Annotated in this window: 14 protein-coding genes; 4 read left to right on the forward strand and 10 right to left on the reverse strand. The window is 63.6% G+C overall.

Features of this window, described 5'->3' with window-relative positions; translation table 11 throughout:
* Window positions 1–14 precede the first annotated feature (14 nt).
* Both FAY22_RS16330 and FAY22_RS16335 read right to left on the reverse strand, forming a co-directional pair.
* A complete protein-coding gene (locus FAY22_RS16330) occupies window positions 15–1,127 on the reverse strand; it encodes an alkene reductase (protein WP_146331190.1) in 1,113 nt (370 codons plus the stop codon).
* 44 nt (window positions 1,128–1,171) lie between these two features.
* Entirely contained in the window at window positions 1,172–1,771 is a 600-nt protein-coding gene (locus tag FAY22_RS16335; RefSeq protein WP_146331191.1) for a TetR/AcrR family transcriptional regulator, read from the reverse strand.
* A 220-nt stretch (window positions 1,772–1,991) separates the two neighbouring features.
* On the opposite strand from FAY22_RS16335, the gene FAY22_RS16340 reads away from it, so the two are divergent.
* Window positions 1,992–2,345 (forward strand): CZB domain-containing protein, encoded by a 354-nt coding sequence (locus FAY22_RS16340; protein WP_168204858.1) that lies wholly within the window; start codon window positions 1,992–1,994, stop codon window positions 2,343–2,345.
* A 103-nt stretch (window positions 2,346–2,448) separates the two neighbouring features.
* Entirely contained in the window at window positions 2,449–2,904 is a 456-nt protein-coding gene (locus tag FAY22_RS16345) for a thioesterase family protein (protein ID WP_146331193.1), read from the forward strand.
* A gap of 53 nt (window positions 2,905–2,957) precedes the next feature.
* On the opposite strand, the gene FAY22_RS16350 is transcribed toward FAY22_RS16345, so the two are convergent.
* Entirely contained in the window at window positions 2,958–3,749 is a 792-nt protein-coding gene (locus FAY22_RS16350) for a PEP-CTERM sorting domain-containing protein (RefSeq protein WP_146331194.1), read from the reverse strand.
* Between the two features lie 315 nt (window positions 3,750–4,064).
* The gene (locus FAY22_RS16355; RefSeq protein ID WP_146331195.1) at window positions 4,065–5,207 is read right to left on the reverse strand and encodes a type IV pilus twitching motility protein PilT; all 1,143 of its coding nucleotides are present in this window, start codon (window positions 5,205–5,207) and stop codon (window positions 4,065–4,067) included.
* 219 nt (window positions 5,208–5,426) lie between these two features.
* Here FAY22_RS16355 and FAY22_RS16360 point away from each other — a divergent pair, with 219 nt between their 5' ends.
* Complete coding sequence (locus FAY22_RS16360) at window positions 5,427–5,999, forward strand: SRPBCC family protein (protein ID WP_146331196.1); 573 nt, start codon at window positions 5,427–5,429, stop codon at window positions 5,997–5,999.
* Here the strand turns inward: FAY22_RS16360 and FAY22_RS22685 are convergent.
* The gene (locus tag FAY22_RS22685) at window positions 5,917–6,264 is read right to left on the reverse strand and encodes a helix-turn-helix domain-containing protein (protein WP_146331197.1); all 348 of its coding nucleotides are present in this window, start codon (window positions 6,262–6,264) and stop codon (window positions 5,917–5,919) included. The two genes, FAY22_RS16360 and FAY22_RS22685, sit on opposite strands and share 83 nt — an antisense overlap.
* Between FAY22_RS22685 and FAY22_RS16370 the strand changes: the two genes are divergently transcribed.
* The gene (locus FAY22_RS16370) at window positions 6,245–7,936 is read left to right on the forward strand and encodes a GMC family oxidoreductase (protein ID WP_146331198.1); all 1,692 of its coding nucleotides are present in this window, start codon (window positions 6,245–6,247) and stop codon (window positions 7,934–7,936) included. The two genes, FAY22_RS22685 and FAY22_RS16370, sit on opposite strands and share 20 nt — an antisense overlap.
* Here FAY22_RS16370 and FAY22_RS16375 read toward each other — a convergent pair.
* The 5 genes from FAY22_RS16375 to FAY22_RS16395 all read right to left on the reverse strand — a co-directional run bounded on the left by FAY22_RS16375 (window position 7,890) and on the right by FAY22_RS16395 (window position 12,064).
* Entirely contained in the window at window positions 7,890–8,807 is a 918-nt protein-coding gene (locus tag FAY22_RS16375) for a pirin family protein (protein ID WP_146331199.1), read from the reverse strand. The genes FAY22_RS16370 and FAY22_RS16375 overlap by 47 nt on opposite strands.
* A 3-nt stretch (window positions 8,808–8,810) precedes the next feature.
* Window positions 8,811–9,437 (reverse strand): NAD(P)H:quinone oxidoreductase, encoded by a 627-nt coding sequence (gene wrbA, locus FAY22_RS16380; protein WP_146331200.1) that lies wholly within the window; start codon window positions 9,435–9,437, stop codon window positions 8,811–8,813.
* Window positions 9,438–9,745: 308 nt separating this feature from the next.
* Window positions 9,746–10,345 carry an NAD(P)H:quinone oxidoreductase gene (gene wrbA, locus FAY22_RS16385; protein WP_146331201.1) on the reverse strand — a complete coding sequence of 200 codons (600 nt, stop codon included), beginning with the start codon at window positions 10,343–10,345 and terminating at the stop codon, window positions 9,746–9,748.
* Window positions 10,346–10,448: 103 nt separating this feature from the next.
* On the reverse strand, window positions 10,449–11,372 hold the full coding sequence (locus FAY22_RS16390) for a DedA family protein/thiosulfate sulfurtransferase GlpE (protein WP_146331202.1): 924 nt from the start codon (window positions 11,370–11,372) through the stop codon (window positions 10,449–10,451).
* Between the two features lie 32 nt (window positions 11,373–11,404).
* A complete protein-coding gene (locus FAY22_RS16395) occupies window positions 11,405–12,064 on the reverse strand; it encodes a phospholipid-binding protein MlaC (RefSeq protein ID WP_146331203.1) in 660 nt (219 codons plus the stop codon).
* Window positions 12,065–12,068 lie beyond the last annotated feature (4 nt).

A 12,068-nucleotide genomic window follows, 5' to 3' on the forward strand; every position in this document is an offset into this window, starting at 1 on the left:
GGCGCGCCGCTCGCTCAGTCCGGCAGTGCCGGATAGTCGATGTAGCCGTGCGGACCGACACCGCCGTACAGCGGTGCATCCTCGAACAGCGGATTGAGCGGCGCATTCTCGCGGAAGCGGCGCACCAGGTCGGGATTGCTGATCAGCGGGCGGCCGAAGGACACCAGGTCGGCGCGGCCGCTGGTGATCGCATCGATCGCCATCTCCTTGGTGTAGCCGTTGTTCACCATCCAGACGCCGGAATACAGGCGGCGCAAGGCTTCGTAATCGAACGGCGCGTTGTCGCGCGGACCGCCCGTGTGCCCTTCCACCACGTGGATGAAGACCGGATGCAGCTTTTCGAGCTCGCGCACGACGTACTCGAACAGCGGCTGCGGCGCGGATTCCGACGAGTCGTTTACCGGCGAGACGGGAGAAATGCGGATGCCGGTGCGCTCGGCGCCGATCTCGCCGACCACGGCCTGCATCACTTCCAGCAGGAAGCGGGCGCGGTTCTCGATGCTGCCGCCGTAGCGGTCGACCCGCTTGTTGGAGCCGTCGCGCAGGAAGGCATCGATCAGGTAGCCGTGGGCGCCGTGGATTTCGACGCCGTCGAAGCCTGCCTTGATCGCGTTGGCGGCGGCGGTGCGGAAGTCATCGACCACGCCGGCGATCTCGTCGGTCTCCAGCGCGCGCGGCACCGAGGTATCGGCATAGCCGACGCCGGGGATATAGGTCTTGGCCTGGGCGGCGATGGCCGACGGCGCCACCGGCGCCTGCCCGTGGGGCTGGAAGGCGGTATGCGACATGCGGCCGGTATGCCACAGCTGCACGAAGATCTTGCCGCCGCGGCGGTGCACTTCGTCGGTCACTTTCTTCCACTCCGCGATCTGTTGCGGCGTATGCAAGCCCGGGGTGCTGGCGTAGCCTTGCGCCGTGTCGGACACCTGGGTCGCTTCGGCGATGATCAGCCCGACCGATGCGCGCTGCGCGTAATACTCGATCGTCATTTCGGCCGGCACGTTGCCCTGGTCGGCGCGGTTGCGCGTCATCGGCGCCATGACGATGCGGTTCTTCAACTCCAGCGGACCCAATTTGACTGGCTGGAACAGGGCATCTGCGAGGAATGGTTCGGTCTGTTTGCTCATGTTGTTGCTTGACTCACGGTTGAAGTGATGGAAAAGGCCGGCAATCACGCCGGGCGAAGGAATTGGTTCAGCATGAGGCCGACGCTTTCGCGCAGGGACGCCACCGACTGCTCGATCTTCATGCGCAGCAGCGCGCCTTCCCACACGTCCCACATGAGGGCGGCCAGCACGGCGGCATCCATGTCGCGGCGCACCTCGCCCGCCTCCTGGGCGGCGCGCATCAGGTCCGCCAGGTTGGCGCGCCAGCCAGCCATGGCTGCGGCGAGGCGCTGGCGGCACAGGTCGCTGGACTCGGCCATCTCGGCGGCGAAGTTCCCGATCAGGCAGCCCTTCCAGCAGGGCGCGCGCTCGTGGTGCGCGATCATCTGATCGAAGGCATAGGCGATCGCCGCCAGCGGTTGCGGCGGCGCCGCGCTCATCATGGCGTCCCAGCTTTGCCCCACCTGCTCGGCGTACTGGTCGATGATGGCAGCGGCGAACGCCTCCTTGCTGTCGAAATGGTTATAGAACGACCCCTTCGGCACACCCGCCAGGTCAGTGATCTGCTGGATGCCGGTGGCGTTGTAGCCTTGCTGCGAAAACAGCTCGCGGCCGGCGGCGATGAGCTGGGTGGGGATAGCGGTTTTTCCGGGAGTGCGTGCCATGGAAAAATTATATGACCAGTCGTCTTAAAATGCAAACAGCCTTGCTCGGCCACCGCCGCGCGCTCCAATGCCGGGCATCGCCATTCGAATTGTCGGCATGGCTTACATTCGCCGACGAGCCTGCTATGATGATTTGCTTGCCGCAAGGCAAATTTATTCAACCTGCATCATCGCTGCGCCCAGCCGAAGGCGGAGCGCGCGAAGTCATATCGAGGGCAACATGAATCTGGAAGAAGCGCTGGCCAAGGAGGGAGAAATCAGGCCGAAGCTCCTCGCCGCGATCACCGGCAAATATCAGCTCGACGCCAAGGGCGTCGCCAGGGTCGACGCCTGTGCGCTCGGCAACTGGCTGCACGGTGAAGCGGAAAGCAAGTTCCCGCTGGTGAAAAGCTATACGCCCTGCGTCGAAGCGCATGACGCTTTTCATGCCGAGCTGGAAAAAGTCGTACGGCAAATCAACCTGGGCGAGTACGAACAGGCGCAAGCGATGCTGGGCAACGGCACGCCCTGCACCAAGGCCTTCGTGGCGATGGTCGCGGCGACCAGGCAATTCAAGAAGGACGCCCGCCTCTAGGGTTCGAACGCCCCTGCCCTGGTTCACCACATCCTCTAATGGCCGTGCGGCGGGTACAATCCCGCACGCCGCGCCGCGCGGCGCTTACCTCACGAGATTTTCCATGGCCCGCCTGAAACTTGAATTCCCCGAAGACCAATACCTCTATTCCACCCAGCTCACGGTGCGCGTGACCGACATCAACGGCGCCAACCACCTCGGCAACGACTCTATGATTTCGATGATTTCGGAGGCACGGGCGCGCTTCCTGTTCGAGTTCGGCATCGAGGAAACGCAAGGCGACGGCACCGGCATCATCGTCACCGACTTGGCCACCACCTACCGCACCGAGGCGCATGCGCGCGACCAGCTGCTGTTCGAGGTCGGCGTGATGGACTTTAACAAGTATGGCGGCGACATCACCTTCCGCATCACCCGTCCGCGCGATGGCGCGCTGGTGGCGATGGCGAAATCCGGTTTCGTATTCTTCAACTACCGCAGCAAGAAGGTGGTGCCGATGCCGGAACTCTTTTATCGCAAGTTCGCGAAGGTGAACTGGATCGACGGCAAGGTGGAATAAAAAAGCCGATGCGGCGACACCGCATCGGCCGGACCGCATTCCCGGAACGCGCCTCAGGGCTGTCGGCGCTTGCGCATCGCGCCCAAGCCGGCCAGACCCAGGCTCATGAGCGCCAGCGTGCCGGGCAGGGGCACCCTGCCCGACGGCGGCAATACGGCGCCGAAGCCGTCGAGATAGGCATAGCCGGTATGGCCGCTCCACTCGCAATCCGCCGCCAGCAGCGACAGCGTGAAGTCATGGCCGGAAAGCGCGGCGTCGATCGTGAGCTGCTCGATCTGCCACAGCGGCGTGTAGAACAGGTCGCCGGACGACGAGAAGCGGCTGTCCACGCCGCCCCCGGTCAGGCCCGCGTCATAGTCGCGGCTGATGAGCACGGTGTCGGTGGTATCGTCGCGCAGAACGACCTTGAACAACGCCGATTCGCTTTCGTCGTGGCCGCCGTTTTCAAGCACGGCCTTCCAGGCAAAGAAGATGCTGCCGTCGGTATAGTTCTGCACATGCTGGCTGATGGCCGAGGCATAGCCGCCGGAGCGGGTATCCTCGATACGATACGAATAATTGCCGCTGTAGACCGTGCTGCCCAGGAGCGATCCGAGAACGGGATCGACGCTGCCGGCGCCGATGATCGCCGAGCGGGTCGAATCTCCCGTGTACAACGAACCGCCCGGCAAGGCATTGTCGGGGTTGAGCGAGGTGTTGGATATGCCGCCGCGATCGGCGCCGCCGGTCACCCAGCCGTTCGTATTGCCATCCTCGAAGCCGCCGTTGATGAAAGGCGCCGCCATGGCGCTGCCCGACAGGGCCAGCGCCAATGCGCCCAAGCCCAGTAACGTTGCACTCTTCATTGATACCTCGTCTCTTGTTTTGATGATGTTTGCTGCCAATACATGCACCGCAGTTACATCAAAGCATTTTGAGTGCCAGCATCTTTCATTTTTGGTAACTATTTGAATGCAAACAATATTTTGCGAGCCATCAATCGTTGTCTTAAAGAAACTGTAAAAGTTTCCGACACTGCACATCTTTGGCAAAACGCCAAAGAGAAACGCATGGCCTTGCACCATGCCCAGGCGAGGGAAAGGGAGTCGCGGAAAAGATGACGCCGGCTGTGAGCCGGCCCGGATGAGCGGGCCGCCAGGCGCTTGAACGCGTGTCCGGCGCTACGCGGTCTGGCCGAATATCTCCGCGAACTTCAGCCGGTCCGTGGTCGCCCGGCGCGCGTCGTCAAAGCTCACTTTCTTTGCCCGCAGCAGCGCCGCGAGCTCATCGTTCATCGTGTGGCAGCCGGACTGCGCATCCTTGCCCAGCTTTTCCAGCAGCGGCCGAATGGCGCCGATGTTGCGGGTCTCGATCAGGTGCGCGACGTCGGGATTGACCGTCAGGCACTCGCTCGCCAGGTGATAGGCATTATCCTTTTGCGAAGGCAGCAGCGCCTGGCAAATGACGCCGCGCAGGCAGTTCGACAATGCCTGTGCCTGCGCGTCCGAATTGCCCAAAAGGCGCAGCAGCTTTTGCAGGCCGAGCTCGGTGGAGCGCGCGTGCAGCGTGGCGAACACCAGCGGCCCGGATTCGGCCAGCGCCAGCGTTTCCTGCGCCGTTTCGGCGTCGCGGATCTCGCCGATCAGGATCACGTCGGGCCGCTCGCGCAAGGCGTCGAGCGCGCCCAGGTAATAGCTTTCCACGTCGCCGTCGATGCCGACCTCGCGCTGCGTGACGATGCACTTGCGCTGCGGGATGAGCGTCTCCACCGGATCTTCGATGGTGATGATGTGGCCGGAGCGGCTCTTGTTGATCTGGTCCAGCAGCGACGCGATGGTGGTCGACTTGCCCTGGCAGGTGTCGCCGATCAAGAGCACCAGGCCATTGTCGAGCCGGGCGAAATCCTGCGCGCAGGGGCGCAGGCCGATCCTGTCGAGCGCGATCGGTTCGGTGGGAAAGCGGCGGATCACGCAGCCCAGGCGCTTGTTGCCCTGGAATGAAAAGCAGTTGGCGCGGATGCGCGCGCTGTGCAAGTCCTTGGAACGGTCGAACGCGCGGTCCCGGATCTTGTCGGCCCAGTCGGGCTCGATCACATCGAAGAACTCTTCCAGTTCCTCGCGCGTGATCGGCGTGTCCGACACCGCCACCAGGCGCTTCGGCTGGCGCAGCATGATCGGGCTGTTCTGGTGGATGATGATGTCGGAAAAGACGGTGCTGGAATTGAGCAGGTGGACGATTTGCTCGATCAGCGTGCCGGTGACCGGCAAGCCGCCGGCTTCGAGGAATGTCAGCGTTTCAATCTGGGAATACTTGTCATGTTCCATCTGCCTGCCCCTTGCGTCCCGGTAAAGTTGCTCTAAGAGTTGTTTTAAGGAAATATTTTAACAATGTACCGGAGATCACCGACAAACCAATCGTGTAAATTAAGCGGATATTTCCATGTAATTAGCGTTTTCTTGTTGTTCCGGAAATCGTTTTGATGTGCAACATTTTTGCCGGCAAGCAGTCCAAGCGACGCAACAAGGTATGAAGCAGAGCACGACATGAAAAAACGACATCGCCATTTCTTCGCCATTGCGCTCTTGTTCAGCGCTCTTCAGGCCATGGCCGCGACCGCGCCGGACGACGACATTACCGTCGATGTGCGCAAAAGCGGCGACCGGGTGCTGGTCGACGTGAGCATGTCGGTGCAGGCGCCGCCGCGCGACGCCTGGGATGTGCTCACCGACTACGACCACATGGCGCAGTTCTTCCCCAATCTCGTCTCCAGCAAGATCGTCGAGAGAAGCGGCGGCCGCGTGCGCGTCGAACAGAAGGGCAACGTCTCGTATGGGCCTCTGACGTTCCCGTTCGAATCGGTGCGCGACATCGAGCTCACGCAAGACAGCGAAATCCGCTCGCATGCCGTGGCCGGCACCTTGAAGGCCGGCGACGCGACCACCCGGCTGGTGGCGGACAGCGGCGGCACGCGCATCCTCTATCACAGCGAATCGGTGCCGGCGGTCTGGGTGCCGCCGGCGATCGGCCCGCAAGTCATCGCCAGCCAGACGCGCGCGCAGTTCGAGAGCCTGCGCAACGAAATCCTGAAGCGAAGGAACGGCGGGAAGAACTCCTGACGCGCCGGTACTGGCTGGGGGCCTTGCCGGCCCACCGGCGGAAGCTGCGGGTGAACGCACTCTGTTCGGTATAACCGAGCAGCATGGCGATGTCGAACATGCTCAGGCGCGCATGCTCCACGTAACCCCGAGCCATATCCTTGATCAAGGTATGCGGTTCCATTTCCTTGTCAGGTAAAACGGATGGAATTTGGCTACAGTGACTGTCTCGATAAAACAAAAATCGCCGGGCAAGAGGAGACAAGATGCAAGAGGCAGACTTCATCGTCGTGGGCGCGGGTGCGGCCGGCTGCGCGCTGGCCGGGCGGCTGACTGAGGATCCGAATGTCAGCGTATGCCTGCTCGAAGCCGGCAAGCGCGACGACAGCTGGCGCATCCAGGTGCCGCTGGGCTTCGCCTTCACGGTGCCGACCAGGGCGTTCAACTGGGCCTTCGAAACCGTGCCGCAGCCGGGGCTCAACGGCCGGCGCGGCTATCAGCCGCGCGGCAAGACGCTCGGCGGCAGTTCCTCGATCAACGCGATGATGTATGTGCGCGGCCATCGCCGCGACTACGATCACTGGGCCGCGCTCGGCAATGCAGGCTGGTCATACGACGAAGTGCTGCCGTATTTCCGCAAATCGGAAAACAACGCGGACCTGCGCACCGACTATCACGGCAATGACGGGCCGCTGCATGTCTCGTATCTGCGCTCGCCGTCGCCGTTTTTCCAGCTCTGCATCGACGCTGCCGTGCAGGCGGGGTTCCGGCATACGCACGACTTCAACGGCGCGCAGCAGGAAGGCATCGGCTACACCCAGGTGATGCAAAAGAATGGCGAACGCTGCAGCGCAGCCAAGGCGTTCATCACGCCCAATCTGTCGCGCCGCAACCTGCGGGTGGAGACGAATGCCTGCACCACGCGCATCCTGTTCGAGGGCAGGCGCGCGGTGGGCGTGGAATACCGCCAGGGCGGGAAAACGCATACGATCCGGGCGCGCAGGGAAGTGGTCGTGTGTGCCGGCGCGTTCCAGTCGCCGCAGTTGCTGATGCTGTCCGGCATAGGCGATAGCGAGGAACTGCGCCGGCACGGCATCCCCGTGCTGCATCACCTGCCCGGCGTGGGGCGCAACCTGCAGGACCATCTCGACATCAACCTCAATTACCGGGCCAGCCACCCCGACCTGATCGCAACGGGGCCCGCCACCGGCGCGGCGCTACTGAAGGGCATCCTGCCCTATCGCCGCGAGCGGCGCGGCATCTGGACCAGCAATTTCGCCGAGGTGAACGGCTTTCTGAAAAGCGCGCCGGAGCTGCCGGCACCGGACCTGCAGATCGAGATTTCGCGCGGCATCACCAACGACCACGGCCGCAAGAAAGTGATGGTGCGCGGCTTTTGCGTGATCGTCACGGTGCTGCGCCCCAGGAGCATCGGCAGGGTCGGGCTGGCCAGCGCCAATCCCGCCGACGCGCCGCTGATCGATCCGAACTTTCTCGGGCATCCGGACGACCTGGAATTGTTCGTCAAGGGCATCAAGATCGCCCGCCAGATCATTGCCTCGCCCCTGCTGGACCGCTATCGCGGCGCGGAACGCTATACCGGGCACGCCAGGACGGACGACGAGCTGCGCGACATCGTGCGCGAGCGCGCCGACACCAACTATCACCCGGTCGGCAGCTGCAAGATGGGCATCGACGAGATGGCGGTCGTCGACCCGCAGCTGCGCGTGCGCGGCATTGCGGGCCTGCGCGTGGTCGATGCCTCCATCATGCCGACTCTCGTCGGCGGCAACACCTGCGCGCCCAGCATCATGATCGGCGAAAAGGGAGCGCAGTTGATCAAGGACCAGTACCAGGGATCGGCGGCGCCGGACCGGATGAGAATTTTTGCCGAGCCGCAAGCCGCTGCGCTTACGGATAATGCACCGGCCTGCCCGGCAGGTCGGGCAAGGGAATGAATTCGCTCTCGCCCGGCACCATCGCGAAGCGCTGCTGCCGCCAGTCGTCCTTGGCCTGCTCGATGCGGTCGGGCGAGCTCGACACGAAATTCCAGGTAAGGTAGCGCGGCCCGTCCATCGGCTCGCCGCCCACCAGCACCACGCGCGCGGCTGTGCCGCCGGCTGCCTGCAAGGCGATGCCGGCGCCGGGCTTGAGCACCAGCAGGCGGCCCGCGTCGAACACGCCATCGGCGCCGCAAGCGACCTGTCCTTGCGCCACGTACACCGCCTGCTCGTCGTATTCGGGCGGCAACGCCACCGTCGCACCGGGCTGCAGCGTGATATCGGCGAACACCATGTCCGACAGCGCCGGCACCGGCGAGCGGCGCCCGAAATAGCTGCCGGCGACGATGCGCGCGGCCACGCCCTCGCCCGCTTCCAGCGGCAATTGCTCCGCCCCGACATGGACGAAGTCCGGATCGGTTTCTTCCTGCGCGCGCGGCAGCGCCACCCAGCACTGCAGTCCGAACAAGGATGATTCGTGCTGGCGCATCTGCGGCGCGGTGCGTTCCGAATGCACGATGCCGCGCCCGGCCGTCATCCAGTTCACTTCGCCGGGTCGTATCGGCTGCACGCTGCCCAGGCTGTCGCGGTGCAGGATTTCGCCGTCGAACAGATAGGTCAGCGTGGCCAGCCCGATGTGCGGATGCGGGCGCACGTCCAGGCCGCTGCCCGCCGTGAAGACGTGCGGCCCCATCTGGTCGAGGAAAACGAAGGGCCCGACCATGCGGCGCTCGACGCTGGGCAAGGCGCGCCGCACTTCGAAGCCGTCGCCCAGGTCGCGCGTGCGCGGCACGACGAGCACGTCGAGGGCGCTGTCCGGCTGGTTCACGGCCTAGCGCGACGCCATCGCCAGTTTCTTGGCGATCTGCGTGACATGGCGGCCCTGGAAACGCGCGATCGCCAGCTCGTTCTCGCTCGGCTGGCGCGAGCCGTCGCCGCCGGTGATGGTGGTGGCGCCGTAAGGCGTGCCGCCGCTGAGTGCATCCATGTTGAGCAGGCGCTGTTCGGAATATGGCGCGCCGACGACGATCATGCCCTGGTGCAGCAGCGTGGTATGAAAACTGGTGATCGTGGTTTCCTGCCCGCCATGCTGGCTGGCGGTGCTGGTAAAGACGCTGCCGACCTTGCCGATCAGGCTGCCGTTCATCCACAAGGAGCCGGTCTGGTCGAGGAAATTGCGCATTTGCGCCGCCATGTTGCCAAATCGCGTAGGCGTGCCGAAGATGATGGCGTCGGCCTCCATCAGCTGTTCCGGCTTGATGAAAGGCACCTGCGCGAAGGCCGCGCGCGCCGCTTTCGCTCCGCTCTTTTCCAGCACGTCGTCCGGCACGAGTTCCGGCACCTGGTATAGCTGCACGTCGACATCGCTCACTTCCCGGGCGCCGGCCGCCACCGCCTCCGCCATCTTGTAAATATGACCGTACATGCTGTAGAACACCACTTGCACTTTGGTTGCCATATGCCCTCCGTTCGACACGCCTTGTATGACATATGTATCAACATGCCGCAAAAGGTTCCTGCGCGCGAAAAATTCATCGATGGCTGACGCCGATTTTGCGGATCGGCTGGTACTGTTCCGGCGCCTGGTCAACGAGATACCGGCAGAGCGCAGCGCTTCGGTGAAGCTGCTCGCGATTGCCAAGTGGTAGCGCGGGCACATGCGTGCAAAAAAGAAAAACGGCTTTACGCCGGTCGCGTAAAGCCGTTATCGGCAACGTATTGCATCTTGGCATACGCCGCAGCGGATACCGATGTGCCGTTCTGCCCTTACCGGAACAGCTTGTTTGCCGTCTCGGCAATCAGCTTGCCCTGAAAACGCGCGCCGTCCAGTTCGTTCGCGCTGGGCGCGCGCTGTCCCTGTCCGCCGGCAATCGTCGTCGCGCCGTAAGGGCTGCCGCCGGCCACTTCATCCAGCGTCATCTGTCCCTGATAGCTGTAAGGCAAGCCGACAATCGTCATCCCGAAGTGAAGCAGATTGGTAATGAGCGAGAACAGCGTGACTTCCTGGCCGCCGTGCTGGGTCGCGGTGGACGTGAATGCGCCGCCGACCTTGCCGTTCAGCGCGCCGCGCGCCCACAGGCCGCCGGCCTGATCGAGGAAGCTGGCCATTTGCGACGGCATGCGGCCAAAGCGGGTCGGGCAGCCGACGATGATCGCGTCGTAGTTTTCGAGGTCGGCGACGCTGGCCAGCGGAGCGGCCTGCTCGAGCTTGAAGTGCGCCGACTTGGCAATGTCCTGCGGGACGGTTTCCGGGACGCGCTTGACGTCGACGGTGGCGCCGGTCGAGCGCGCGCCATCAGCCACGGCTTGCGCCATGGTTTCAATATGACCGTAAGTGGAATAGTAGAGGACGAGGACTTTCGCCATGAGGATCTCCCTGGTGGGTTAAATGGCCAGATATGCCAAAGGCATCTGGTTGAAGAAATACGGTATGTCGGTTGAAGCTCGCATGGTCGTGATCCGGTCAGCGCTACAGTTCGAGGATGTGCCCGGCCGCGATCCACGCCTCGATGCCGCCGGCCAGCGGGCGCACGCGCTTGTACCCCTTCTGCATCAATTGCTTGGCCACGACCGCGGCCGACGCTTCGTTCGGACAGGCGCAATACAGGATCACTTCCTGGTCCGGCGAAATATCGAGCGCGAAGGTATCGATGCCGTCGCCCGGAATCGCCACCGCGCCCGGAATGCGGCCGGTTTGCTGCAGGTCCGCCGAGCGGACGTCGACGATGACCGGCGCGATGCCTTGCAGGCGCAGGCGCTCCAGCTCGTCGACCGAGATGCGCGCCATGCGCAGGGAATGGAGAAAGCGCCGGCGCTGCCACCACTTGTTGGCGACGAAGGCGGCCAGGGCCAGGACCAGCAGAAACGCGCCCCATTTGCCCAGTTGTTCGAGCGTGGCCAGCAAGTCCTCGACGGTCGTGCTGAATAGCGAGCCGAGCAGGATGGCCGAGCCGGCCCAGAGGGCGGCGCCAAGGCAATCGAACATAATGAAGACCGCCGGCCGCGTGTTGGTCGTCCCGGCCAGCGCGCTGGCAATCGAGGCGAAACCGGGAATGAACTTCGCCACCAGGAGCGAGGATGCGCCCCACCGGCGATAAATCGATTCCGTTTGCCGCACGCATGAATCGGGCGACAGGGAAATGCGGCAAAGCGCCGCCATCACTTTCCTGCCAAAGCGCTTGCCGGCCCGATACCAGACAAAATCCGCGACGAGCGCCGCCAGGACGGCGGTAGCCAGCAGCAGCGGCGCGGAATACTGCCCGCGATCGAACATCGCTCCGGTAATAATCAAGGTCGGATAGGCGGGCAGCGGCGCACCGAGCTGCTCGACCAGCACATTGACGAACACGACGAGTACGCCGTACTGCTCGATCAGATGAAGAATGAGATGCATGGATGTGCCCGCCCTGGTCTCGCCTGTCCTTGCTAGCCGGCGTTCTTCTTCGCGCGCATGCTGCCGTCGGCAAGCTTGCGGTTTTTTTCCGCCAGTGTCCGAATCAAGCCATCGATCCCGCCGCGCGCCACTTCCGTGGCGAAGTTCCCCTTGTAGGTTTCGATCAGCCACGCGCCGAGGATGTTGACATCATAGATCTTCCAGCCGTTTGCCGTGCGGATGAGCCGGTAGTTCATCGGTACCGGTTCGCTGCGTGGCTGCACGACTTGCGAGCGCACTTCCACCTCCGTGTCGGCGGGATCGGCGCGCAGCGGCTTGAACTCGATTTTCTGGTCCCTGACCTGGGAGAGCGCGCCCGAATAGGTATGCACGAGCAGGCTGCGGAATTCATTCGTGAGCTGGGTGCGCTGTTCCGGCGTGGCTTCGCGCCAGAACCTGCCGACGGCCAGGGCGGTCGTCCGCTCGAAATCGACGTAGGGCAGGATGCGGCTTTCCACCAGTTCCTGAACGCGGCGGTAGTGTCCGGCTTGCAGTTCCTTGTCGGCCTTGATGGCGTCCATGACGTCCTGGCTGATGCGCTTGACCAGCGCGTCCGGCGCTTCCTGCGCCTGCGCGCGTGAGGCAAACGCAACGACACTCGCGGCCAGCGCGAGAAGGGCTAGGAGTCTGTGCAGGCGGATAAACGTATTCATGATT

The sequence above is a fragment of the Noviherbaspirillum sp. UKPF54 genome (genome assembly GCF_007874125.1).
Classification (GTDB): Bacteria; Pseudomonadota; Gammaproteobacteria; order Burkholderiales; family Burkholderiaceae_D; genus Noviherbaspirillum.

Bases quoted from the DNA above. Each gene is read 5' to 3' on its own strand.
- FAY22_RS16390 (WP_146331202.1), bottom strand. From the start codon at position 11,372: ATGCATCTCATTCTTCATCTGATCGAGCAGTACGGCGTACTCGTCGTG.
- FAY22_RS16340 (WP_168204858.1), top strand. From the start codon at position 1,992: ATGAATCTGGAAGAAGCGCTGGCCAAGGAGGGAGAAATCAGGCCGAAG.
- FAY22_RS16350 (WP_146331194.1), bottom strand. From the start codon at position 3,749: ATGAAGAGTGCAACGTTACTGGGCTTGGGCGCATTGGCGCTGGCCCTG.
- FAY22_RS22685 (WP_146331197.1), bottom strand. From the start codon at position 6,264: ATGAAGTCTGCCTCTTGCATCTTGTCTCCTCTTGCCCGGCGATTTTTG.
- FAY22_RS16355 (WP_146331195.1), bottom strand. From the start codon at position 5,207: ATGGAACATGACAAGTATTCCCAGATTGAAACGCTGACATTCCTCGAA.
- FAY22_RS16330 (WP_146331190.1), bottom strand. From the start codon at position 1,127: ATGAGCAAACAGACCGAACCATTCCTCGCAGATGCCCTGTTCCAGCCA.
- FAY22_RS16335 (WP_146331191.1), bottom strand. From the start codon at position 1,771: ATGGCACGCACTCCCGGAAAAACCGCTATCCCCACCCAGCTCATCGCC.
- FAY22_RS16360 (WP_146331196.1), top strand. From the start codon at position 5,427: ATGAAAAAACGACATCGCCATTTCTTCGCCATTGCGCTCTTGTTCAGC.
- FAY22_RS16370 (WP_146331198.1), top strand. From the start codon at position 6,245: ATGCAAGAGGCAGACTTCATCGTCGTGGGCGCGGGTGCGGCCGGCTGC.
- FAY22_RS16395 (WP_146331203.1), bottom strand. From the start codon at position 12,064: ATGAATACGTTTATCCGCCTGCACAGACTCCTAGCCCTTCTCGCGCTG.
- FAY22_RS16345 (WP_146331193.1), top strand. From the start codon at position 2,449: ATGGCCCGCCTGAAACTTGAATTCCCCGAAGACCAATACCTCTATTCC.
- wrbA (WP_146331201.1), bottom strand. From the start codon at position 10,345: ATGGCGAAAGTCCTCGTCCTCTACTATTCCACTTACGGTCATATTGAA.
- wrbA (WP_146331200.1), bottom strand. From the start codon at position 9,437: ATGGCAACCAAAGTGCAAGTGGTGTTCTACAGCATGTACGGTCATATT.